The sequence below is a fragment of the Temperatibacter marinus genome (assembly GCF_031598375.1).
In the GTDB taxonomy this organism is placed as follows: domain Bacteria; phylum Pseudomonadota; class Alphaproteobacteria; order Sphingomonadales; family Kordiimonadaceae; genus Temperatibacter; species Temperatibacter marinus.
Map to the genome: position 1 here is coordinate 1,283,785 of NZ_CP123872.1, position 23,877 is coordinate 1,307,661.

At 45.0% G+C, this 23,877-nt stretch carries 18 protein-coding genes and 1 pseudogene; 10 read left to right on the plus strand and 9 right to left on the minus strand.

The features are described from left to right. The first annotated feature begins 135 nt into the window (after positions 1-135). A complete protein-coding gene (locus QGN29_RS05780) occupies positions 136-1,053 on the plus strand; it encodes a hypothetical protein (protein WP_310799745.1) in 918 nt (305 codons plus the stop codon). Here QGN29_RS05780 and QGN29_RS05785 read toward each other — a convergent pair. Further along, positions 1,050-3,032, minus strand: coding sequence for an amidohydrolase (locus QGN29_RS05785; RefSeq protein ID WP_310799746.1), 1,983 nt, complete (start codon positions 3,030-3,032; stop codon positions 1,050-1,052). The two genes, QGN29_RS05780 and QGN29_RS05785, sit on opposite strands and share 4 nt — an antisense overlap. Further along, a complete protein-coding gene (locus tag QGN29_RS05790) occupies positions 3,029-5,050 on the minus strand; it encodes a tetratricopeptide repeat-containing sulfotransferase family protein (protein WP_310799747.1) in 2,022 nt (673 codons plus the stop codon). The genes QGN29_RS05785 and QGN29_RS05790 overlap by 4 nt, the downstream gene beginning before the upstream one ends. Positions 5,051-5,235: 185 nt before the next feature. Here QGN29_RS05790 and QGN29_RS05795 point away from each other — a divergent pair, with 185 nt between their 5' ends. Both QGN29_RS05795 and QGN29_RS05800 read left to right on the plus strand, forming a co-directional pair. After that, positions 5,236-5,808 carry an aspartyl/asparaginyl beta-hydroxylase domain-containing protein gene (locus QGN29_RS05795; protein WP_310799748.1) on the plus strand — a complete coding sequence of 191 codons (573 nt, stop codon included), beginning with the start codon at positions 5,236-5,238 and terminating at the stop codon, positions 5,806-5,808. Beyond that, complete coding sequence (locus tag QGN29_RS05800; RefSeq protein ID WP_310799749.1) at positions 5,789-6,679, plus strand: homocysteine S-methyltransferase family protein; 891 nt, start codon at positions 5,789-5,791, stop codon at positions 6,677-6,679. The genes QGN29_RS05795 and QGN29_RS05800 overlap by 20 nt, the downstream gene beginning before the upstream one ends. Before the next feature lie 16 nt (positions 6,680-6,695). Here the strand turns inward: QGN29_RS05800 and QGN29_RS05805 are convergent, their stop codons facing one another. Continuing rightward, positions 6,696-8,675, minus strand: coding sequence for an oxidoreductase (locus QGN29_RS05805; RefSeq protein ID WP_310799750.1), 1,980 nt, complete (start codon positions 8,673-8,675; stop codon positions 6,696-6,698). A gap of 263 nt (positions 8,676-8,938) precedes the next feature. Here QGN29_RS05805 and QGN29_RS14470 point away from each other — a divergent pair. Together QGN29_RS14470 and QGN29_RS05810 are read left to right on the plus strand one after the other, a co-directional pair. Beyond that, a pseudogene (locus QGN29_RS14470) lies at positions 8,939-9,184 on the plus strand (RedY/HapK family protein); the annotation flags it as partial. A gap of 36 nt (positions 9,185-9,220) precedes the next feature. Continuing rightward, positions 9,221-10,093, plus strand: a complete 873-nt coding sequence (locus QGN29_RS05810) for an SDR family NAD(P)-dependent oxidoreductase (RefSeq protein WP_375164685.1) — start codon at positions 9,221-9,223, stop codon at positions 10,091-10,093. Between the two features lie 54 nt (positions 10,094-10,147). On the opposite strand, the gene QGN29_RS05815 is transcribed toward QGN29_RS05810, so the two are convergent. The 4 genes from QGN29_RS05815 to QGN29_RS05830 form a co-directional block, all read right to left on the minus strand. Continuing rightward, complete coding sequence (locus QGN29_RS05815) at positions 10,148-10,495, minus strand: hypothetical protein (protein WP_310799752.1); 348 nt, start codon at positions 10,493-10,495, stop codon at positions 10,148-10,150. Between the two features lie 5 nt (positions 10,496-10,500). Further along, a complete protein-coding gene (locus QGN29_RS05820; protein WP_310799753.1) occupies positions 10,501-11,712 on the minus strand; it encodes a class I SAM-dependent methyltransferase in 1,212 nt (403 codons plus the stop codon). Positions 11,713-11,929: 217 nt separating this feature from the next. Then, on the minus strand, positions 11,930-12,802 hold the full coding sequence (locus QGN29_RS05825) for a DUF1295 domain-containing protein (RefSeq protein ID WP_310799754.1): 873 nt from the start codon (positions 12,800-12,802) through the stop codon (positions 11,930-11,932). 130 nt (positions 12,803-12,932) lie between these two features. Further along, entirely contained in the window at positions 12,933-13,619 is a 687-nt protein-coding gene (locus QGN29_RS05830) for a type 1 glutamine amidotransferase (protein WP_310799755.1), read from the minus strand. Between the two features lie 198 nt (positions 13,620-13,817). On the opposite strand from QGN29_RS05830, the gene QGN29_RS05835 reads away from it, so the two are divergent. From QGN29_RS05835 to QGN29_RS05845, 3 genes are all read left to right on the plus strand, one after another. After that, positions 13,818-14,867, plus strand: a complete 1,050-nt coding sequence (locus QGN29_RS05835) for a LacI family DNA-binding transcriptional regulator (RefSeq protein WP_310799756.1) — start codon at positions 13,818-13,820, stop codon at positions 14,865-14,867. Positions 14,868-14,902: 35 nt separating this feature from the next. Then, positions 14,903-16,504, plus strand: coding sequence for a glycoside hydrolase family 43 protein (locus QGN29_RS05840; RefSeq protein ID WP_310799757.1), 1,602 nt, complete (start codon positions 14,903-14,905; stop codon positions 16,502-16,504). 126 nt (positions 16,505-16,630) lie between these two features. Next, positions 16,631-17,404 (plus strand): substrate-binding periplasmic protein, encoded by a 774-nt coding sequence (locus QGN29_RS05845; protein ID WP_310799758.1) that lies wholly within the window; start codon positions 16,631-16,633, stop codon positions 17,402-17,404. A 25-nt stretch (positions 17,405-17,429) separates the two neighbouring features. On the opposite strand, the gene QGN29_RS05850 is transcribed toward QGN29_RS05845, so the two are convergent. Next, entirely contained in the window at positions 17,430-17,864 is a 435-nt protein-coding gene (locus QGN29_RS05850) for an acyl-CoA thioesterase (RefSeq protein WP_310799759.1), read from the minus strand. Next, the gene (locus QGN29_RS05855) at positions 17,864-19,000 is read right to left on the minus strand and encodes an iron-containing alcohol dehydrogenase (RefSeq protein ID WP_310799760.1); all 1,137 of its coding nucleotides are present in this window, start codon (positions 18,998-19,000) and stop codon (positions 17,864-17,866) included. The genes QGN29_RS05850 and QGN29_RS05855 overlap by 1 nt, the downstream gene beginning before the upstream one ends. Before the next feature lie 233 nt (positions 19,001-19,233). Between QGN29_RS05855 and QGN29_RS05860 the strand changes: the two genes are divergently transcribed. After that, complete coding sequence (locus QGN29_RS05860; RefSeq protein ID WP_310799761.1) at positions 19,234-21,774, plus strand: TonB-dependent receptor; 2,541 nt, start codon at positions 19,234-19,236, stop codon at positions 21,772-21,774. 63 nt (positions 21,775-21,837) lie between these two features. Beyond that, the gene (locus tag QGN29_RS05865; protein WP_310799762.1) at positions 21,838-23,820 is read left to right on the plus strand and encodes a tetratricopeptide repeat-containing sulfotransferase family protein; all 1,983 of its coding nucleotides are present in this window, start codon (positions 21,838-21,840) and stop codon (positions 23,818-23,820) included. The last annotated feature ends 57 nt before the right edge of the window (positions 23,821-23,877 follow it).

Genomic DNA, 23,877 nt, shown 5'->3' on the forward strand with positions numbered 1-23,877 from the left:
AGATCCTCACAATTGAAAGGGTACTATTCGCTTAGGCGGGTGGTACCCTTGTTTTTTATGTAGAAAAATCTGGTGAGACGGGTTGATTTGTCTGACTGCATATGCAGAACTACAGATAGAAAAGAGGAGACTTTGGTGAAATTAATTGCGACGTCTGTAGTGCGAGGGAGTTTTCAAGGGGAAAGTCACGGCGGTGTTTATCTACTAGACCTAGATCAGCAGCAGGTGACGCAACCTCTTGATTGGAATACAGCGGATATTGATTGGCAAGGAAGGGGATGGGATCGAGGCCTGAGGGGTATCGCTTTTCATGCGGGTCTCGTTTATATCGCAGCCAGTGATGAACTGTTTGCCTATACACCAGATTTTCAACCAGTTGGGTCATGGCGAAACCCTTATTTAAAGCATTGTCATGAAATTTCAGTTCACGAGAATACTCTGTTCTTAACGTCTACGGCTTATGACAGTATTTTGGGATTTGATCTCATCGAAAAAAAGTTTAATTGGGCCCTGCATGTTGATTTAGAAGGCCTCAATTATAAAGGATCAATCTATGATCCATACGGAGATGAAGGCCCATTATCCCTCAATAAATTGCATTTAAATATGGTCACAGCCACCACGGGTGGTTTGTATATAAGTGGCCGTAAATCAGGGGGCATGTTGCTCTTCAACGGCGAAACTATCCATATGTCAGCCATGTTGCCGCCAGGTACGCATAACGCACAACCCTTTCGTGAGGGTGTGTTGTTTAATGACAGCGACTCTGATGTCGTGCGTTATGCATCACGCAGCGGCGATGAGGACAGAGCCTTAAAAGTTCCGCTTTATCCGTCAAGTGATCTGACCCATCAGGACTTCGACGATAGCCGGACTGCACGACAGGGATTTGCAAGAGGCCTTTGTGTGATTAATGAGCGGTTAATTGCGGGAGGATCCTCGCCTTCAACCATCTGTGTTCACGACCTGCAAGAAGGCAAGACAGCCCTGAAGGTTAATTTAACAATGGATATCAGAAATGCAGTCCATGGCTTAGAAGTTTGGCCCTACTAATCCGCTTGATAAACAATTTTACCGTCTACATATGTGACAAGAACTTTCGTTTTACAGTGGGGCCCTTTAAAAGCCTCACATATACTATAAGCTTCTCGGCTATAGGCTAATGTTGGGGTTTTCCCCAATGTTTCAGCGGCTTTGATGATGTCATGGTTTATGATAATAAAATCTGCTTTTTTCCCGATTTCTAGGGAACCAGTCATGTGATCATGATTCAATGCTTTTGCACCATTGATGGTATGGGCATCAATCAGATCTCTGATGGAAAGCCGCTCCCGCTTATTCATCATCATCCATTGAGGGTCTACTTGCTTATTCGCCCCTTCTAGAGAAGGAGTGATGAAATCGCCGCGCATCAGACCGTACATGATGTCGGAAAAGGGACGCAGCCCCACTGCTTCGACAGGGACATCGCTTCCAGCAGAGAGTGTCGCGCCGTGCTCTTGCATGCTCTTAAAGATATATGCCTTACTCATATAGTCTGAGTTTTGATTATAAAGATCCTTGAATTCATAGACATTATTATGTCGCTGTAAGAAAGGCATAACGGTTACGTCATAAGCGGGACTTGGGGAAAGCCAAGATAAAGTTGGGGTGACAAAAACACCCAGATCTTTGAGCCGGCCTAAATCATTCGGATCCATGACTTGCATATGAGAAATATTGTGCGGCAAAGTGCTTAGTTGTCTCGCTCTTGCTGCTTCTATCGCCGTGAGTGTGACATCGATGGCGCGATCGCCGAGAGAATGAAAATGTGCTGTAATCCCTGCTTTATCAAGGGCCTTAACAGTATCGATTAAACTTTTTTCATCAAATTCTATGATCCCATAATTTTGGGTATCATGGCTGTAGGTTGTGTGGCCTTTTTGATCCCAATGAACCGTTTTATACGGACTTTTCAAGGCGGCAGTTTGGGTTGGGGTTTCAATCACACCGTCTACCATAATTTTCACTGCCATAGATTTTAAAAAATCAGAATAAGGGGCTAAATCACGGCTCACCTTTAGGACATCCTGAATAAAGGCTTCGGTCTTAATTTTGTTGTTTTGGTCCACATAGAGATCTTCTCTCAGGGCGTAAGCTAACGTCAGTCGGACCTTCAATTCATTCTTCTCAGCAAGAGGTTTGAATACGGCGATTTCTCTATCTGTCGACCACACATCCTGTGCAGAGGTCACCCCTTTAGATAAAAAGAAGTGGTTGATATCATCCGCTCTAGAGATCAAAGAATTGACAGACTCTTTCTTATAGAAAAAGAGATCATAGGCTCCAGCATCTTTAATCAAACCAGACGGCCGTCCTTCTGCGTCCCGAGCAAAATATTCCTGGTAGGCTTTCAAATCCGTTTTTAATGTCTCTGCGGTTACAGCAATTGCTTTTTCATGGAGGGTTGCCCCGTGCATAAATCCATAACTGTTGGTGGCATAGGCATGGCCGTCTGTGCCGAGAAGGTAAACAATATGCGTCTCACTCACTTGATCAAGACCGTCTCGTAAACTTGCATAAGGGCCCAAAAATTGAGGGCTGTCGACACCATAGCCACTGAACTGGCCAACTGTAATCCAAGAGCCCGATTTTGGAAGTTGTTGCCCGTCAGATTGGAGACATTTCTTAATATAATCAATGATTTCCTGCAGTGTGAATATATTACCTTCAGGGAGCGTGCAGGTCAATTTTTCGACGGCGAGTAAAGGATGGACATGAGCATCATGCAGACCAGGTAAGATCATCTTTCCTTTTAGGTCAATCATTTCTGTATGAGGGCCTGCGTAGGTTGTAGCTTTGTTGATTGACCCAGCATATAGAATTGTATCGCCTTTAATGGCGAGGGCCGTCACTGACGATTGTTGATCATCAGCCGTATAAATGACACCATTCCAAAAAATTTTATCGGCACCCTTATCGTCAGCCGCCATAAGCGGCATGCTAATGAATAGAAAGAGAGTTAAACTATATAGGGTGCAATTTTTTATCATGATAACCCTGCCTTTTTTACTGTGGTCGGGAGTCGGTCCAATATGTCTTCAAGACTATACTTCCAGTCTTCAAGATGGCTTTCATATTCGCGCCACTTGCCAAGACCTCCTTTATAGATTGGCTGGCGAACTTGTTCTGAACTGGCCGTGAGCACAGCCCGTTTATTTTCATGAAAATTCAGGCAATTTTCTTCAAAGGGCAGGCCGCAAAAGTCTAGAAGCCCCCTGACTTGGTCTTCCAAATTAAGAACAGTATGCTCGTAATGCGCTGTGTAAATTTTCCCGGGCAGGACGGAGTGCCAGTAAGTCATAAGAGAATCATAATTTTGGTAATATTCTCCCAGTTCAAAGATATCGTAGGTGAAATTCTGCCCAGCCGCGAATAGCTGCTTGTAAGCCCCGAGACAACTATCAAGAGGATGCCGTCTCGCATCAATAATCTTTGCATTGGGGAGGATGGTTGATAAAAGCCCGATATGAGCAAAATTGTTCGGTAGTTTATCCGTGAAAAACGGCTTTCCTTCCACTCTGTGCGGTTTCACGGCTTCGAGATATTCTTGACCATAAGCCTTAAAGTCCATATCTCGTAGGTCCAGAACAGACTGAGGGTAGTGAATTTTATCAACGCGGTATTTGCCAATTGAACTAGCGATCCGGCCGAGATCGGAAAGCTCAGCCGTTCCTTCAACTTGACTATGGCTCGCAAGAATTTGCTCTATAAGTGTCGAGCCCGATCGCGGTAAACCAACGATAAATATAGGATCTGGACTCGGATCTCCAACGGCTTTTTTCTCTTCTAAAAAGTCAGCAGTAAACGTATCCATAAGTCCTTTATGCATTACATTCATTTGAGCTGGGTCGAACGTGACTGAAGGCCGCTGTTTCAGGTTGCCTTCATGGTAGTGATGCCAAGCTTTGTCAAACTCCTTTTGATCTTCATAGGCTTTCCCTAGGGAGAAATGCATATGGACAGATGATTTGACGTCCAGCTGTTCGTTGGTGGCAAGCTGCTCTTCCATGGCTTTGATCTCAGTGTCTCTAAATTTAAAAATCTTTAAATTCGCCATTGACCAATAGACTTCACCGTAATCAGGTCTCAACTCGATAGCACGTCTATAGGCCGTCAGAGACTCTTCCATATGTCCTGTTGTTTTTAAAACATGTCCAAATCCCATTTGATAGCCTGCAATTTCAGGCCTAATACTAATGAGCTTTCTATAAACATCTAAGGCTTTATCTGGGAAGTTTGCGGTTCCATATGCACTGGCTAGACCTGCAAGAGCATCTGCGTTATCGGCCTCATGGATCAGAACGGCCTCAAAGCATTTAATGGCTTCATCTGCCCGCATCAGGCTCTGTAAAAGCCCCCCTAAGTCGAGCCAAGCAAAAAGAAAATCTGGGGCTATGTCTGTTGCCCGTCTCAATAAAGCCTCTGCATCGGAGAGTTTTTTATCCTGATCTCTGTAGCTAAGCGCGAGTAAACGCATAGCATCAACATTATCAGGCGCTTCTCTGAGGGCTTTTTTGAAAGCTATTTCCGCCTCTTCAAGGCGGCCGGACCGGATATGCTCGAGACCAATTGCAATATTCTCTTTGCCTTTATCACGAGTAAAATAATCTTGAAAGGAGGTGTCTGCCTCTTGACCGCGTCCCATAGCAGCAAGGACTTGGCCAATTTTTTTATGAACTTCGGCGTTGGACGAATCTAATCTTGCAGCCCTTTCAAGTAGTGGTAAGGCTTCTTCAAGATCGCCCTTTTGGGCCAAGATGCTTCCTAAATCTTCATATAAGGGAGGAAAATCATCTGTGATGGTCAGTGCAAATCTAAGCTGTTGTTCGGCTGCTTCGCCCTTTCCTTGACGCAATAGGCTATGGGCCAATAATCGTAAAAAAGGAGGGCTGGATGGATTTTCAATCAGAACATCGCGGCAGAGTGCCTCAGCTTGCTTAGCTTTGCCCGTTTTTAAAGCATTAATAATTTTTGCGGATTGTGCGGCTAAATGCATCTCTTGTGTCACGTCTTCCTCCAGAAATAATCCCATCTTTAGTGTTAGCAAAGAAAAGGCCTGATCTGAACTGAAAAGTCCTGCCCTATATATTTTTCGCCCATGACTGAATTTCTTTCATCCTTGAAAGAGACTTTCTCCTTGAGCTTTGTGCTGGACTTACCATAATGGAAGTGAACAAGGGAGGAGTGTGCGCCATGGATATTGCGGTGCCTGTAAAAAATTTAGGACCTGTCGATGTGGCGCCGCTGATAAAAGCGGTGCTCGCTCAGGACGAAGCATCATGGTTTGAACAGGATTATCGGCAAAAATCATATGATGTGCACAAAGAGACCAGTTCAATAGTCATGATCTTTTGTGATGATGAATGGCCAAATGTTTCCACCTTCAAGGACAAGGGCTGGGATAAGCTCGAGTCCGCGTTGATGCCAACAATCAATCGGATTATTGCAGAGAATTATCCAGCGGGCGGAACTATTCTAAGGGCCATGGTCGCCCGCTTGCATCCTAAAGGACGGATTACGCCCCATGTTGATGCCAAACCGTCTTTTCATGCGGGTCATAGAGTGCATATCCCTTTGGTTACAAATCCTGCTTGTCGGTTCACAGTAGACGGTCGCCCCTACAAGTTTGAAGTGGGACAAGCATACGAGATAAATAATCAAAAGCCCCATAGTGTCATCAACAACGGGCGGGACAATCGGCTTCATATTATTTTTGATTATATGCCTAAAGGGATGAATGAGGAAGATGATGGAAGCAGTAGATAAGATTATTATCATGGACGGGGCCATGGGCACTGAGCTGAGAGCAAGGGGGGCGCGCGTGGCGGATTATAAGTCCTCTGCTTGGTCGGCTTTTGCCTTGCTGGAAGACCCAGATGTTATCGAAGAAATTCATCTTGATTATATTCTGGCAGGTGCCAGGGTTATTACAGCTAATAATTATGCTGTGACCTCGTCATTATTAGAGCGCGCAGGCCTCGAAGCAAGGCAGGAAGAGTTGCTGAAACAGGCTGTTGAATTGGCCCTTAAGGCGCGAAAAAGAGCTGGAATCTCTTCAGTAAAAATTGCTGCCTCTCTCCCTCCGCTCAATACCAGCTATCAATCTGATTTGGTCGGTGATTTTGACCATATTTTAACGGAGTACCAACACATTGCACACAGTGTTAAACATTCAGTAGATATGTTTATTTGCGAGACAATGACCACTATTTCAGAGGCAAAAGCGGCCGCGAGAGCTGGATGCGCAACAGGGGTGCCGACCTTTGTTTCTTTTACCCTAGAGCCCTCAACCGGTAAATTGCGCGGCGGAGAAACAATAGAAGCTTTGGTAACGGGACTTGCTGACTTACCAATCGCTGGATTTTTGTTCAATTGCTGTGATTGTCATACCATTTTGAAAATGCTGCCTGAGCTTTCAGCCTTGGTCACGGTTCCAATTGGCGCCTATGCGAACCCAGTTTTACACGAGCCCTTAGAGAATGGGGAGCCCGAACAGGTTATTGCCAAGCCATTAAATGCCGAAGAATACGCAGACCAAGTGGTTCAATGGGTTCAAGCCGGTGCGACCTATGTCGGTGGCTGCTGTGATACAAGTCCCGCCTATATACAGCGTATGAAGCAGAAATTAAATCACTGAAGCCATATTTCTCTGGTTAAAGAGTCATGGCGATTGAAAAGCCCTCTCTCGTGGCAGCAAGGGGAGAGCGGGGTGCAAAAGCATCTCCCAATAATTTAACATCTATCCCTGCATCCCTTAGAGGACCTAATAAATCATTATTAGGAACGCGCGCTGTTGAAAAGGTGATGGCTGCGATATTTTCAACGTCTACCATAGAGCCATTGTAAACATTTTTAAGGCGAACGATGCCGTCTTCCAGACGATCCAAAAACTCAGGTTCTACACTGGTAATAATTTCAATCTTTTTGTCGTGTAAACGCTGATAAAAGCCCTGTCGATTCACAAGGGCCATATCTGAGCCTATGCGTTCACGGGGGGTGGCAAGAACAAGATGATCAAATACAGAACTAAAATATTCAGCGGCCGCATAGGTCATGTCTGTATGATCCTGGTCATAAATAAGCAGGGTCCCTGCTTCACTGCGCGACCTGTCTAGGAACATTTCAGAGAAAAGTCTAAGATCGATGATAAAGCCCTCTGCAGCATATTCTTCAGGAATGAAATTTGGGATTGATGGGGTAGAGCCTGTCGCTAACAGAACAACATCGGGTTCAAGAGCTTTAATATCCTCAGCAGTTGCTTCAGTTCCAAGCTTAAACGTGACCCCTTGTTTAACCGCAGCTTCATATTGATAATCATAGATGCTGGATAGGTTTTCTCCGCCCGGTAATTCAGCGTGGAGGCGGGTTTTGCCGCCTACTTCTTGTGACGCTGAAAAGAGCGTAACTACATGCCCCCGCGCCGCCGCCACCCATGCAGCCTCAAGGCCAGAAATTCCGCCGCCGACAATCACAACCTTTTTGCTGATTTCTGCGGCAGAAGGGGTCCAATCGTCTTCACCAGGTTGCCCTACAAGGGGGTTGTTATCACATTCAAGTTTATTCCCGTCTACAATGGTTCTCCAGCACGTATTACAAGAAACACAGTACCGAATGGTACCTTCGCGGCCCTCCCTGGCTTTATTGCCAAAGGCGGGGTCTGTCACAAGGGGGCGTCCGAAGAATGCCAATTCAGCTTGCCCTGATGTGAGTGCATGTTCTGCTTCGTTTGGGTCTGTCATATACCCAAGGGCGCCAGTGGGAATAGAGGGAGCTGCTTTTCGAATCTCAGCAATTTTCCCATTGTAAGGCGCCCGGTCTCCGTGCGCGTCAGGCAAATGGGTATAAAGCGAATTCGCGTGTGCGCCCCAAGCAAAAGTCCAATAGTCAAAGTGACCATGATCTCCAATTTCTTTGGCAATATTAAAGGCTTCTGTCATATCGATGCCACCTGGTACATAATCTTCACCGGGTAGTTTGAGGCCAAGGATGAAGTGATTGCCGCATCGCTCTCTGATGGCATCAATAAGGCTGATGATCATTTGACAGCGACGTCTTGTATCACCGCCAAAACTATCGTCTCTCTTATTGGCTTGTGGCGATAAAAATTGATGGAATATATGGCCGTGTCCTGCTGAAATTTCTACCCCTGAAAAACCACAGTTTTTAAGCTTTAAAGTCGAGTCTGCAAAAGTTTCAATCATTGCCAAAATTTCTTGTTCTGACATAGGGTGAGGTACCGTCCAGCTCAGGTCGTCCGGTAAGGCTGAAGCCCCCACGGCGTTGCTTCCACGGCCTACTTCATGTCGGCCCCGACCAAACTCTTGAATTTGCCCTAGCAAACGAGTGTCTTCCCCTTCGACGGCAGCAGCAAGTCTAGCGAGTGCCTCTAATCCGGCTTGAGAGAAGACAGTGGGACGTCGCGGATCTGCTTCGTGACGCTCTAGCAAGGCAAGGGGTTCTGTGACGATGAGACCTGTACCGCCTTTAGCACGGCTATGATGATAATTGATGAAATTTTCTGTCAGGACACCGTCTTTACAAAAGCGGGTAGTCATAGAGGCATGACCCAAGCGATTTTTCAATGTCATGCCGGCCATTTTCATAGGAGAAAAGAGAGTAGGATAACTGCTCATAATAACACACCCTGTATCAAGTAGTACACAGCCATATACCGGGATATTCCCGTCTAAGTCGCCGTAATCCTTGAAAAATATTATAGTATAGTTGACGTCACAAAATAATTGTTATTCACTTTAATTACAGTAGTTCATCTCAAGCTGGGCGTAAATGACTTAGCTCAATGGCACTGCCTTAAAAATGTGTATGATAAACTGCGACATAAAAAGCGACCCCAGCGAGAGGGAAGCATTTGTTGTATTCTATGGGAGAAGGGAAGATGAGTACACTCGTTGTATTATTTAACTTAAAAGAAGGCGCGGATGTCGCCCAATATGAGAAATGGGCAGAGACAACAGATCTTGCGATCGTTAGGAAATTATCTTCCATCGAAGCTTTTCGTTTATTCAAGTCTGAGGGCCTGTTGATGAGCGAAGACACACCGCCTTATGCGTATGTCGAACTCATCGATGTGAAAGACATGGAACAATTTGGGGCGGATGTCGGCACGGACGTTATGCAAAAAGTTGCCGGAGAATTCCAAGAATTTGCAGATAATCCAATGTTTATACTGACCAGCGAACTTTTCCCGGCCGCTCCGAAGAGACCGCTCGAAGGAAAAGTCGCCGTGATTACAGGGTCTGGTCGTGAGGCTGGACTTGGTGTTGCAATTGCAAAGCGCCTTGCCGAGGAAGGGGCTTCTATTGTCATTTCAGATTTAGGTCAGTCTCAAGATGAAGCCACGCCAGATCGTATGATTGGATCGACTTCAGAAATGCAAGAAATTGCTGACTCGATCCGTGCTCTTGGTGTTGAAGTCTCTACATGCCCTTGTGACGTCAGAGATAAAGGCCAAGTTGAAGCGCTGGCCCAGCATGCTGTGGACACTCATGGTAGCCTTGATATCTGGGTCAATAACGCAGGCATCGGTTATATCATGAAGCCTATGGAAGAGATTTCTGAAGAAGATTGGCGTGCTGTCATTGACGTGAACCTCTCTGGCGCTTTCTTTGGAGTGCAGGCTGCAGCCCAAGCCATGAAGGCGCAGGGCAGTGGCGGTAGGATTATAAATATTGCCAGTCAAGCGGCTAAATCAGGTTTCCCTTTTGCTCAGGCCTATTGTAGTTCCAAGCACGGCCTTGTAGGCCTTGCTCGGTCAGCAGCCATTGAACTGGGGAGCCATGCGATCACAGTCAACAATGTGTGCCCGAACCATGTGACAACGGGGTTGGGAGCATGGCAAAATGAATATTTTGCAGAAAAACTTGGTAAAACACTTGAGCAATATAAAAAGGATATGGCCGACCGTATTCCTTTGGGCCGTCCTGGCTTGGCATCTGATACAGCCAATGCTGTGGCTTTCCTCTGTTCAGACCAAGCTCAATATATTACGGCTGAATCGATGAATGTGTCGGGCGGCGAGGAACCACATTAAACGGAAAAAAAGAGGCCATTGAAAGCCTCTTTAAAATTTATCATGGTCTCCGAATTACGAGTCCGCGGTCCCTTCAGGCCGCGGTTTCATGCCATCCAACTCTTGTTCGACTGAGCGCAGAACAGTGGAAATTAATTTCCTGTGCGCTAAGGCACGCTCTTGGGCGGCAATCGTATCGGGGCGGTAAGATTCTATCTTTGAACGAGGAAGAATTCCGGTGTCTTCCATGACACGTTCTAGGCTATCAAGACGCTCGCGTGTGACGGCTAACTCTTGCATCAAACTAAGGTTCATGGACATGAGATGTTCCATGGCCGGGTCGTCAAAATACTTAGGGCGTTTGCCTTTGGATTTGGCGTTCACATGTTGAAAAGGATCGATACTTGCTGTTTGATTGGTCATCGTCTTTATCCTTTCATTTCTTTGCGCGCGCCCATAGCGTGCCATGCTGCGGCACGACCATGATCTTCAGATTTACCAGAAACATCACCTGTTGCGAGCACGGGGTCTGGTACGGCTTTGACTTTAAATTCCACATGGCTGCTTTTGTGAAAGCCAGCTTCTTCCATGACGGCTACAAGATCCATCTCATGCAGGCGAGTCCAAAATGGCTCGTTGTTATTGAAGGCGTCCCAGTCACGGATGAACTGTTCAAAAAGCGGGACTGAGTCGTCATATGATGGTTGCTCTAGATGCAACATGAGGCCTCCAGGGGTTAAAATGCGGTGAAACTCGGCCATCATTTTCCGCATGCTTTTCTCTGAAGTTTCATGCAGGAACATAGTGGTTTGGACCCAGTCAACGCTATTGTCAGGAATGACAGAGAGGTCTTCAGCGTTGAGCTGGCGAAAGCTAATATTTTTGACATCAAGTGCGGCTGCTCGGGCTGCAGCATAGCGGAGCACAGCGCCAGAGACATCAATCCCAATCACTTCTGCATCAGGGAAGGCTTTCGCGATAGGCAAGAGACTGTGTCCGACAGTGCATCCGACATCTACTATTCTTTTGGGATGAAAATCTTTGAGATCATTCTTGGCAAAGTTTGCAAGAGCTTGCCCGCCGCCGTCGCTAAAACGGCCCATTGCCCCACCAGTGGTTACAAAAATGCCGCAGTCATAATTTGCTCCTGCAGAAATGTCATTAGGTATTAATTCTGTGTGATAGCTTCCTGGCATACAGTGGTGATCAACCCCTGCTACATAATTTGGCAGCTCTAGGGAGGGGTCTAGTTCAAGATTGCCATTTTCTTCGGTCAGGGCTGTCGCTTTGTTCACAAGGTCATCAATTTGACGCAAAACGAGACTGCGGCCGGCTTGTTGGCGTTGCTCCATCGTATTGCGTTTCAAGGCAGACCAAACGCGATGAAAGCTATCTTGGTTCATAACATCCCTGATCTCATGACGAGACGCAGGCTCGCGCCCTTCTCGTTTTTCAAAAGCAGGCTTAACACGTGTTTCGTATGTTTTCTTGTTGCCAGGCCCCAATGTTTCCGCGAGATATCTATTCATATTTGCCAGGAAATTAAACCGCGCAATTTCATCTAGGTCTGCCTCTGGAAAAACGTCATGTTTCCCAACTAAATGCCACGGCGGCGGCGTTGTTGTCTTCATATGAGTCATTCATTCTCTCCCAACTGCGTCACTGTGAAGGCGCTCCCTGCACAGTGGAATTCGTGTGAAGTCATTCACATTCACCTGTTCCTAACACGTGGAAAGAGTATTAAGCGGTCTGGATAAAGTTGCATTAATTTAAATCAATCCCAGTCAAAAAAGTCTAGAACCGATGATAAAAAGGATAACAATAAAGAACCCTTCAGAGGAGAATTCTCAGCAGCCTTTAGGACGAACGAGGGGGTAAAGGCAGTAAGAGAGAGGTTCGCTTTATATAGTTTTGATAGTCAGGATTTTCACCCCATTTTTTTAGCCCGTGCTTCTGGAGCATGGGGATGCCACTGATCTTAGTGAGTAAGAAATAGACAAAGATTGGTGAGATGAGAAGGATCCACTCAGCCCCAATGAGCGTTGGCATCGCCATTAGAGCTATTCCAGCCCATAACAAAATTTCGCCGAAATAATTCGGATGGCGAGACCATGACCATAAACCTGTTTGGATGAAAGCTTCTTTATTTGAAGGATCTTTTCTAAAGGCTTTCTTTTGATTATCAGCAACGACTTCAATAGCAAATCCAATGCACCACATAAAGGTCCCTAGGAGAAAATAAATATCCAAAGGCATGCGGTTAGGCGTTGTTATCATATAAAGCGCACAAGCCGCAGTCAGGGTGACCCAAGTGCCCTGCAAGGTCCAAGCAATTAGAAAACGCAAGGGGTTTAACTTAATCTCATTAAAGCGACGATCGTGTCCATCTTTAGTAATGCGTGTAAAAAGAAAACTGCCTAACCTGAGAGCCCAAAGCACGACCATTGCAGCGACAATCATCCCTTGAAGGCTTAGCGGTGCTGCTGCATAACATGCTAAGGCCGTCACAGATAGATAGGTTAGCGTGCCAGTGATATCATAATATTTTTCAGTTTGTGCTAGAGCAGCAGGAATGAAAGCAATCCAATTTATAGCATAAGCCAATAGACCACAACCAACCAACAGGGAGATGCCATTCAGTCGGGTATCAGATCCGCCTGCTAACCACATCACCCCCATCCCTATAGATGTTGCGATTAGAAAGATTATTATTGTGCGCAGTATTTTCATCCCACTACTCCTTGAATCCCTAATTGTCATGCATTTTTGATCATGATTTTTTAATTCTTATATTAAAGTCTACGGCGTAAAATAGAAAATGGATCGACCTATTATTAGGGACTCTCTATATTTCTCCGCTTTATAGCGCATCCTGCACAAAATTTTGTATATGGCGGCATACTGATTTTGAATGAGATGGTTTTGACAAGGACGTCAGGGCTTGATCAGCTAATTGAGTTGAAATAGTCACACCGCGTCTTTCCTCCAACAAAGCTTTTTCGTACCCAATTAAAAACTCTGGATGGGCCTGGAAAGTTAAAATATGCGTACCATATTGTAAGCCCGCATAAGGGCAGAAATCAGAATGAGCAATCACATGGGCGTCTTTGGGAAGGGAATAGACCTGATCTTGGTGCCATGCATAGAGGGAAATTTCTCTCATTTCATTGTCTATTTTCATTTGATATGTCATCAAGCCCACACCAAATCCCTTCTCATCTTTTCTTACTTTACCCCCCAAGGCTTGGGCAATGATTTGATGACCAAAGCAAATACCAATCACTTTCTTGCGGGCAGCATTCATGCCTCTAATTTTTTCCTCTAGAGGAGGTATCCAGCTATGATTTTCATAGACGCCGTATTTAGACCCCGTGATGACAAAAGCATCATAGGCTGAAATCTCTGGGAAGTGATGATCAAAAATACGATAGCTGGTTGCCTCGCTTGGGGAGAGGCCGAGCATGGTTTTACACATTTCATCATAATCACCAAAAAGGTCAATTGCTGATTCTATTGATTCACCGCACTGTAAGATTGCTATTTTCATATTTATCGTACTTTATTTTAGCCCTTATAGTGGCAAGTCACTCTAATTTATCGCAAACATCATGCCTTATTATACAGGGTAATATCAATAGTGAAAAAGATGCTAATAATTTTCCTTGCATGAAGGGGTGTGAGTGAATATTATAAATGATAGCGCTAACATTGCGGAATTAGAATGTTATAACCCCTAAGGGATCAAATGGTTATTAATTTTGATAAATCGCTGGTCACTATGAAAGATGTTGCTGAGCATGCAGGTGTCTCAATGATGACTGTCTCTCGCGTCTTGAATAAAGAGGTTAAAGTCCGTGAATCAACGCGGGAAAAGGTGATGACGTCTGTGAGTGAACTTGGCTATAAGCCGAACCTATCGGCCCGTAGTCTAGCTGCGTCCAAGTCATTCTTTGTTGGGTCCTTTTATCTGGATGCTCGCTCTGGTTATTATGCGCAATTCCTTGTGGGGGCTTTACATAAAAGTCGTGATGTTGGTTACCATCTCGTTGTTGAACCCATTCCCGACGCTAAAGAAGAATGGGTCTATGATAGCCTTTCTTTTTATAAAGAGTCGAATTTAGCGGGAGTGATATTGCCGCCACCCCTGTGTGAAAGTTTACCCGTCGTTGAGGCATTGCATTCAATTGAGGCGCCGATCGTACGAGTTTCACCCAGCAAACATGATGCCCGTGCTGCGTCTATTCGGATCGATGAATTTCAAGCAGCTTATGATATGACACAATATCTTCTGTCTCATGGCCATCGCAAAATTGGGTTCATTCTGGGTGCAGATGATCAACAAGCAAGCCATCAGCGATACGAAGGTTTTTGTGCGGCTCTCAGTGAAGCGGGCTTATCCCCTAACCCTAAATGGATTGGGAAGGGCGAATACCGTTTCAAGCAAGCCTTGATTGCCGCAGATTATATCCTCAAAGATGAGAATAATCGTCCCACAGCTATTTTCGCGAGTAATGATGATATGGCATCGGCAGTCTACTCTTCTGCTCATCGCCACGGCCTATCCGTGCCACAAGATCTCTCAGTCACTGGATTTGACGACACACCTATAGCAACAACAATATGGCCAGCCCTGACCACTGTTAAGCAGCCGATTGACCGTATGGCTGCGGAAGCTGTTGAAACACTGGTTCATATGCTTTCAGAACATAGAAGCCATGGTGTTATGCCCATTGATGATAAAGTCATTGGTCACACAATCATGGAGCGCGGATCTGTGAGACAGCTTGAGCCATAAGTATGAATTTTAGCCCTGGGAGGGGTGTTATCGTCATGATCAATAATCCTATCTTGCCCGGATTTAATCCTGATCCCTCAATCTGCAGAGTTGGGGATGATTATTATATCGCTACGTCTACATTTGAGTGGTACCCTGGCGTTCAAATTCATCATTCAAAAGATTTGAAGAATTGGCAGTTAGTCGCACGCCCTTTAAATAGGGCAGATCTCTTAGACATGACAGGCGTGCCTGATAGTTGTGGTGTATGGGCCCCTTGTTTATCCTATAGTGATGATAAATTTTGGCTGTGCTTTACGAATGTGCAGCGCTTTGATGGTAACTTTAAAGACACCCCTAATTTTTTAACCACCTGTGCGACGATTGATGGCGAATGGTCTAGCCCCACCTATATGAATAGTAGTGGCTTTGATCCTAGCCTCTTTCATGATGAGGATGGCCTTAAATGGTTTTTGAATATGGTTTGGGATCATCGACCGGACCGGACATTTTTTGGGGGCATTATGATGCAAGAATATTGCCCCAAAAATGATAAACTTATCGGACCCAGAAAAAATATATTTCAGGGAACGCCATCTGATGGAACAGAGGCGCCTCATTTGTATAAGAAAAATGGCTATTATTATTTAATGACCGCTGAAGGGGGGACGGGATACGCGCATGCTGTGACTGTTGCTCGATCAAAAGATATTTGGGGCCCTTACGAAGTGGATCCAGAAGGCCATCCTCTAACAGCGGCTGATAAACCTGCGAAAGGGTTGCAGCGATGTGGCCATGCCAGTCTTGTTGAAACGCAAGAGGGTGATTTCTATCTGCCGCATCTTTGCTCCCGTCCTTTAGAAGGGTTGAAGCGTTCCCCTCTTGGGCGCGAGACCGCCATACAAAAATTCACGTACACAGAGGATGGATGGTTTAGAATGGCCTCAGGGGGGAATGGTCCGGAAGATCAGGTTGTCATGCCTGATTTGCCAGAGTTTCCTGTGCCTGCCGAGATGACCTATGATGATTTTTCGAACTCAACACTTAATCCTGTGTATCAATGGCTAAGAACACCTTATCCAGAACGGTTTTATTCTTTAACAGAGCGAGCCGGCTATTTACGGTTAAAAGGCAACCAATCAATAGGTAGCACGTTCATGCAAGCGTTGATTGCGCGTCGTCAGGTAGACCTTGCCTATTCAGCAACGACAGCTGTTGAGTTTGAGCCCAATGATTTTCAGCAAATGGCGGGATTGATCTGTTACTACAATAGTCAGCAATTTCACTATCTCTATATTTCCCATGATGAAGAGATTGGTCGCTATCTAAGTGTGATGAGTTGTGAAGGGGAAGCTTCTATGGCGCTTTCTTTCCCGACAGATTTTGAGAAAATTCAATTACCGCCGTCTGGCAGTGTCACCCTAAAGGTTGATGTCAATCACGCAGAGATGCATTTCAGTTGGTCGCTTGATCAACGGACGTGGTCATCGCTGGGCGTGACTTTGGACGCAAGTCTTTTGTCTGATGAGGCGGGTCGCGGGGACGGTGCTAATTTCACAGGCACTTTTGTGGGTCTGTGCTGTCAGGATCTAACAGGTGATAACACGCCAGCTGATTTTAGCTTCTTTGAGTATCGAGGTCATGACGAAGATCAGTGATGGCCCCTCTCTTTCTCTCTCTTGAAGGGGACTATTTTATACAAATTATAAGACAGCGCAGTTCTAGTCTGTTACAGTCTCTTTCGTATCGTTCTAAGTTTGTTAACCAAGATTTTGGATTTTAGAGTGGCGTTTCGCATAGGTATTGGATTGATTTTTTTCTGTTTGATCAGCTTTTCCTTGATGGGAAAAGCTAGTGAGCGCAAGCCTGTCTCTGATCAAAATCCCCTGATTGTTATCTTAACTGACGGCCTTCCTTTTGCTTCGTTAAAAAAATCTCAAGGCATTTTTGTTGAAATGTTTGCAGAGATACAGAATGAATTAGATATTCCAATTCAAGTAGTTACACTCCCTTGGAAAAGAGGGCTTAAGCAATTGGCCCAGGCCAAACATCCCACAGTTTTGATCAATCTTGTCCGAACAGTAAAAAGGGAAAAGCACTATGATTGGTTATCCCCTCTCATTGTTTCTTATTCTCAATTTGCTTCGCTCGGTCCTGAAAAATTAACACCCGACCTTGCGAAAAAAAAGCAAAGAGCTCTTGTTAAAAAGGGAACAATCTATGAAGCCTATCTCAGGCAAGAGGGATATGAAAATATCATGGCCCTGAATGCGAGTGTTTGTCAGCTTTCAGCAATGGTAGAGTATGGAAGGGGTGACTTTGTCTTTTCCGGACATGGGCTTTTGACCTCTTGCCTTGAAGAAGCAAAGCTTGATCGCCTTGTCCTCTCTGACAAAGTGCATGCAATTACCACCTATATGGTCAGCAAATGGTCTCTTACCTCTGACCAAAGAACGAAACTCACAAATGCAGTGCAGGCATATGTGAAGACAGACGCTTTTAAAAACCTTCTGATCAAATATAATTATTCTTCAAAAAATAAAGCGGATGAACAATAATCTCCGTACATAAGGAAGGGTTATTTTAAAGGCTTCTTTTCACGAGCGGCTTTAAAATCTGTCTAAGCGTATCCGGTATTGGTGTTGGTTTTCTAGTGTTTCGATCCACATAAACATGAACAAAATACCCCTGTGCCACAGGTTTTAGAGGGTCCTTTGTGAAAAGACCAATTTCATAACGCACACTGCTATTGCCAAGATGGCTCACTTTCAAGCCCGCCGTGATGTCCATAGGGAATTCTATGGGGGCAAGATAGGTGCACTGAGTTTCAATAACCAGACCAATGATCGGACTTTCGTGAATGTCGAGTCCTTTATTTTCGATTAAATAGCTGTTTACCACTGTATCAAAATAGCTGTAATAGACCACATTATTCACATGCCCATAAATGTCATTGTCCATCCAGCGGGTTTGCAATTCTTTTGTATGAGGATAATGATCTAAGGGATAAGGATCCATTACCAAGCCTCCTTATATAGAGAGAGGGCCGTCTCGTATGATACCTCTCTCGGGTTGTTGACCAATAACCGCGTTTGCAACTGGCTGTCTTTTGCCAACTGAGGTAAATCACCTTCACGGATATTCACTTCTCTTAACTTTGTTGGAAGCCCAGAAAGGGCGATAAGATCGTCTATCCATTTGAGGAAATGATCAGCGGATTCTGGCAACCCAACAGACTTTGCAAGCGCGCCGTATAAGGGTCCAGCCACAGGCTGATTAAATCGAAGGACTGACGGCAACATGAGTGAGTTCGATAGGCCGTGGGGAATATGATGTATGGCACCCAGTGGATAGGCTAGGGCGTGAACAGCGCCCACAGGGGCATTCGCGAAAGCCGTTCCAGCCAGAGAAGCGCCTATTAGAATTTGCCGCCGAGCGTCTAGATCACTCCCGTCTTTCAATACTCGATTAAAATGAGGGCCGATGAGGTGCAGGGCCGTCTTTGCATAGAGATCGGATAGTAAGTTTTTCTTGATCTTAGATGTGAAGGCTTCAATGGCATGTACCATGGCATCAAGGGCCGTATAGGCTGTGATGGAAGGCGGTAAACCAAGAGTAAGCTCGGCATCCAAAATGGCCATGTCAGCATAGAGGACCGGCGATACAACCCCCATTTTACTCTGTTCTCCAGTGGTCACAATGGCAATAGGTGTCGCTTCAGATCCCGATCCTGCTGTCGTGGGGATTTGAATCAGCGGTAAACGTTTTTCAGTGATTTTATCGAGACCATAAAAAGAGGCCAGAGGATGCTGTGCGTGGCATAAGACGGCCACCAGTTTAGCAACATCAATACTGCTACCACCGCCAAGACCGATGATAAGGTCGGCTCTACATGCTTGGGCTTTGCGTGTGGCTTTTTCAATGACCTGTTCAGCGGGGTCAGGTTTCACTTCGCTGAAAAAAGAAACCTGATAGCCATTGGTGATCAAATCTTTGGACAGCCTGTCTCCATATCCAAGATCCATAAGCCCTTGATCTGTGACAATCAGGATAGAACGACATGAAAATCGCTTATGAATCAGAGAGGCGAGTCGGGCTGTGATTCCGTCCTCAACGATGGTTTCTTTAAGTGATGAAAAAGTCATCTCATACATTTTTTGACCTCCCCAAGTCTGAAAAATAGATCAAAAGCATATCAGAGTTTCAAAAGAAGTATATGAGAAAAGTCTGTGCAGAATGGACAGAAATCATCCATTTCCTATGGGGGTCCCCTCTATTGGAGTAAACCCTATAAAACTGTAATTATATAATGATTTCAACAAGATAACACTTTATTTACCTTTTGTTGAGATGGTGCATTTGTCAATAAATCAATTGGGGATGAACAATGACACTTAACAATCGATCACATATAAAATCTAAATCATTACTCTTATCTTCCGCTTCTTTGGCGCTTATGGCAGCTTTCTCTGCGCCCTCTCTGGCACAAGATGAAGAGGCGGACGTTTGGCTGGAAGAAGTTACCGTTACAGCGACGAAGCGGGCCACAAGCACACAGGATATTCCTGTAGCGATTACAGCCCTTGGTGAAAAAACATTGAAGCAAACACATATCAATGTTTTCACGGACTATCTCTTACAGTTACCGAGTGTTTCTTCCGGTGGGACTGGCCCTGCTCAACATTCCATTTATATCCGGGGTCTCTCGTCGACAACACCGGATCTTGCAGGCGCAGGGGTAGCAGGTCTTGCCCCTAATGTTGCGCTTTACTTGGACGAGCAGCCTGTAACACAAGTGGGTAGGAATTTGGATGTTTATGCTGCCGACTTAAACCGAATTGAAGTTTTACCGGGCTCACAAGGAACGCTCTTTGGAGCTAGTTCTCAAGCAGGCACCATTCGGCTCATTACCAATAAGCCTGTTCTTGATGAATTCTCTGCGCGACTTGCTGGGGGCTATGCCTTTACGGAAGGGGGCGATGAAAGCACAAAAGTTGAAGGTGTTATTAACTTTCCTGTCACTGACAATCTGGCCATTCGATCGGTCTTCTATACTGATGATCAGGGCGGGTACATTGATAATCGTCGTGGGGAGCTATCTGCACGAGAAAGCGCTCGCTTTCAAAGCTCAATGTCTCGACCTAATGGCACCTTGACAGAGAATGGCTTCCAATCAACAGCAAATCTGACAGGGGTCACTTTTCTGAATGCACGCAATGATGATTTAGTTGAGAAAAACTTTAACGATGTCTCTTATGAGGGGGTTCGTCTCTCTGCTCTTTACACACCCATGGATGACATGACTGTGACTGTTTCTCATATGCGTCAAACAATGGAATCAGAAGGGGTTTTCTTTATTGACCCTGAACTTGATGATCCAAATGACCTCTCTATTCAGCGTTATGCTGCTGATGACGAAGTTGATCATTTTGCGAATACTGCCTTGCAAATAGAAGCCCTTATCGGTGATCTAGAGGTGGTTTACGCCGGTGCCTATCTTGAGCGCGAAACGGATCAAACGATGGATTATACAGACTATCTCTTTATTGGTCAGTATTTGCCTTATTATATTTGTGATGCAGCTGTGACTTACCCTGGCAGCAACGATCCTTCTGGCACATGTCAAATGCCGCAAATGTTTGTGGATAGTACCACAGCGACAAAAATCTCAACCCATGAACTGCGGTTTATTACACCAGCAGACCTTCCTTATCGTCTGACAGCAGGGGTTTTTTATAGTAACCAAAAGTTGGTTGAACAAAATAATTTCACCTATCCAGGGTCAATTAATGCTGAAAGCTTTACGCCGGGTGTTTATGGATGGCCTCAAAATGAACCCCTCCCTGGATCAAGTGTAACAAATCCTGATCCTAGACCGCGGGGGGTGATTTTCTTTAATGATGTGACACGCACAGATAACCAGTTAGGGTTTTTCGGAGAATTTTCATATGATATTTCAGAAAAGCTGACAACAACCATCGGCCTTAGATACCATGATGTTGATGTGCGACTTAAAGGATCAGCCAATTCGTCTTTCTATAATTTTGGGGGCGAGGATGTGAATGCTTTTGGCGCTAACTTGGACGAACTTTTCGATGGAACACAAGTCAGAAACGGCGTTGCAGTTCCTAAAAGTGCTGTCGCCAAGGGATGGGTCCTAAAAGGCAATGTCTCATATAGGCCAACTGAGACCAGCTTAGTCTATTTCAACTATTCGCAAGGATTTCGTCCAGGCCTACCTAATAGGCCTGCTGGTGCTGGCGGTGGGGCTGTTCCTGGTTCAGTTGAAACTGACGAAGTAACCAACTATGAATTTGGTTGGAAAATGGACTTACTGAATAAAAGTTTGCGGTTTAATGGTGCGGCTTTTTATGTGGATGTGAAAGACTTACAAACTACAATTTTTGACCCTCAGGTAACAAATCTGCTTTTCTCAGACAATGCAGCAAATGCAGTGATTAAAGGTCTTGAGGGCGATGTAACGTGGGCTACGAAAATGATCCCTGGTCTAGTACTTTCGTCATCATTCACCTTCCTGGATACTGAAATTAAAGAGCTCGTCGGTGCGTCTGTGGCCATTGCGGGCCCTGGAGAGCAACTGTCGAATGCACCGTCTTTTCAAGGGACGTTCAGAGGCCGATATTCATGGGATTTGAATGAGGATTTTCTTGCTCACGCTCAATTGAGTGCAACCTATTCTGGCTCTAGTTACAGCGACATTGTTCTGATCAATCGAGCTAAGCAAAACGATTATTTGTTGATGAATGGGTCTGTAGGTCTTCAAGGGGATGCATATTCTCTGACGGCTTATGTGGATAACCTTACAAATACCCGAGCGCAATTATTCAATAACCAAAGTTATGGTAAGGCGCGTGTCACCATTAATCGTCCAAGAACGATCGGTTTGAGATTTGCCGTTGACTTTTAACTCTCCTCTTTTTGTCAACGCATGGCTAAGGCGCTTTAGGCGCCTTAGTTTTGGAGATCATCGATGGAAAAATTAGATATTTCAGAAGCGTTAGCAGGAGCTCAGCAATCCATGTTGCGCGGTCAGTTTAAAGATGCAATGGCTGCAATCAGTGATATCCTCTCCTTCAGTCAGGAGAATAGAGATGCACTTTATATGAAGGCTGTTGTGGAAAGATATAGTGGTGTTTTAAAAGATGCCGAAAGAACGCTAATACGACTTCTAACACAATCGCCTACGTTTGGTAGGGGCTATCAGGAACGGGGCTATCTCTTAAAAACAACGGGTGATCATGAAGGGGCTCAAGTCGCTTTTGAACAGGCGATTACATATAATCCAACGCTAATGGGAGCCTGGCAACAGTTGGTGACCCTTTATGTGAAACAGAAGTCGGATATTCCCTTGATGAATGCACAACACCAATTGGCAAGGCTTCAGGCGCTGCCAAAAGAGTTAACTGCAGTCAGTCATTATTTTTATGAGGACCACTTTAAAAAAGCGGAGGCATTATGCAGAGCATTTTTAAAGGTTAATCCGGCGCATTTCGAGGGCATACGTTTGCTTGCATCGATCGCCGAAAGGCTTGGCTCCTATGAAGAAGCTGAATTTTTGCTTAAGACCGCACTTACCTTAACTAATTCTAAAAGTGATATTGCCATTGATTTGTTGAAATTATACCGGAAGAGACAAAAATTTCCCGAGGCTCTTGAGGTGGCGAAGCAACTGGTCGAGCAAGATACTAGAAATCCATTGTTTCATTCTTATCATGCTGTACAGGCTCTCCAAAGTAATGACTATCAAACGGCCTTGAAGGGGTTTGATCACGTCCTAAAGTTATTGCCGACCGATGCAGTAACACATACTTCCAAAGGGCATGCCCTCAAAACAATTGGAGATCAAAAGCAAGCCATCAAAAGTTACAAAGCGGCGCTGGCGATTACACCTTCGTATGGCGATGCTTGGTATGGCCTAGCCAATTTAAAAACTTACTGCTTTTCTATGGCAGAACTTGAAACTATGGAAAGTTTGATAGAAGCGCCTTATTCTTTGCCTCATAGAGCACAAATCCAGGTTCATTTTGCCCTAGGCAAGGCCTATGAAGATCAAAAAGAATATGGACAATCCTTTTATCATTATCAAAAAGGCAACGGCCTTCGATATACTGAAAATCGCTATTGCCCAGATCAAATGGAAAAAGAGTTTGAGCTGCAAAAATCTATATGTACAGACGCTTTATATGGCCAGCATGTTGCAGGGACTGTGCAGGCAGAAGACCCAATTTTTATCGTGGGCCTGCCGCGCGCAGGTTCCACTCTAGTCGAGCAAATCTTGGCCTCTCATTCTTTGGTAGATGGCACGATGGAATTACCTGATATTTTGATGATTGCCCAAGAGATCCGAGGCCGACAAAGGCTAGAATCAGAGACAGGCTATCCGCTCGTCTTGCCTTCCCTTCCAAAGGAGACCTTGAACAAATACGGCGAGCAATATCTAGAAAATACTCAGCAACATAGGCAATGTGCTCCTTATTTTACGGATAAAATGCCTAATAACTTCCGTCATATTAGCTTGATAAAACTCATTTTACCAAAAGCGAAAATAATTGATGTGCGACGCAACCCGATGGATTGTTGCTTTAGTGGCTTTAAGCAGCTTTTTGCCGAAGGCCAGGAATTCACCTATAATTTGAAAACAATTGGTCGTTATTATCGATCTTATGTGGCGCTGATGGATCATTTCGATCAGGTTTTTCCGGGGGACATTCACCGTGTACGCTATGAAGACCTTGTGGCAGATAGTGAGCAAGAAATTCGACGATTGTTAGACTACTGTGGCTTACCTTTTGAGCAAAATTGTTTGGAATTCTATAAAACCGAGCGGCCGATTAAAACGGCCAGTTCTGAGCAAGTGCGCGAGCAAATAAATCCTAAAGGTCTAGAAGCTTGGAAAACTTATGAGGACTATTTATGGCCTCTCAAGGAAGCATTAGGGACCGCAGTGGACTAATCTTGAAATGGGTGGTTAATAGATCTCATTGACTTCTCTCTGATGAGTGGCTTTACT

Bases quoted from the DNA above. Each gene is read 5' to 3' on its own strand.
- QGN29_RS05805 (WP_310799750.1), bottom strand. From the start codon at position 8,675: ATGAGCAGTTATCCTACTCTCTTTTCTCCTATGAAAATGGCCGGCATG.
- QGN29_RS05835 (WP_310799756.1), top strand. From the start codon at position 13,818: ATGGTTATTAATTTTGATAAATCGCTGGTCACTATGAAAGATGTTGCT.
- QGN29_RS05850 (WP_310799759.1), bottom strand. From the start codon at position 17,864: ATGGATCCTTATCCCTTAGATCATTATCCTCATACAAAAGAATTGCAA.
- QGN29_RS05855 (WP_310799760.1), bottom strand. From the start codon at position 19,000: ATGTATGAGATGACTTTTTCATCACTTAAAGAAACCATCGTTGAGGAC.
- QGN29_RS05830 (WP_310799755.1), bottom strand. From the start codon at position 13,619: ATGAAAATAGCAATCTTACAGTGCGGTGAATCAATAGAATCAGCAATT.
- QGN29_RS05865 (WP_310799762.1), top strand. From the start codon at position 21,838: ATGGAAAAATTAGATATTTCAGAAGCGTTAGCAGGAGCTCAGCAATCC.
- QGN29_RS05860 (WP_310799761.1), top strand. From the start codon at position 19,234: ATGACACTTAACAATCGATCACATATAAAATCTAAATCATTACTCTTA.
- QGN29_RS05800 (WP_310799749.1), top strand. From the start codon at position 5,789: ATGATGGAAGCAGTAGATAAGATTATTATCATGGACGGGGCCATGGGC.
- QGN29_RS05815 (WP_310799752.1), bottom strand. From the start codon at position 10,495: ATGACCAATCAAACAGCAAGTATCGATCCTTTTCAACATGTGAACGCC.
- QGN29_RS05795 (WP_310799748.1), top strand. From the start codon at position 5,236: ATGGATATTGCGGTGCCTGTAAAAAATTTAGGACCTGTCGATGTGGCG.
- QGN29_RS05840 (WP_310799757.1), top strand. From the start codon at position 14,903: ATGATCAATAATCCTATCTTGCCCGGATTTAATCCTGATCCCTCAATC.
- QGN29_RS05810 (WP_375164685.1), top strand. From the start codon at position 9,221: ATGTTTATACTGACCAGCGAACTTTTCCCGGCCGCTCCGAAGAGACCG.
- QGN29_RS05820 (WP_310799753.1), bottom strand. From the start codon at position 11,712: ATGACTCATATGAAGACAACAACGCCGCCGCCGTGGCATTTAGTTGGG.
- QGN29_RS05785 (WP_310799746.1), bottom strand. From the start codon at position 3,032: ATGATAAAAAATTGCACCCTATATAGTTTAACTCTCTTTCTATTCATT.
- QGN29_RS05825 (WP_310799754.1), bottom strand. From the start codon at position 12,802: ATGAAAATACTGCGCACAATAATAATCTTTCTAATCGCAACATCTATA.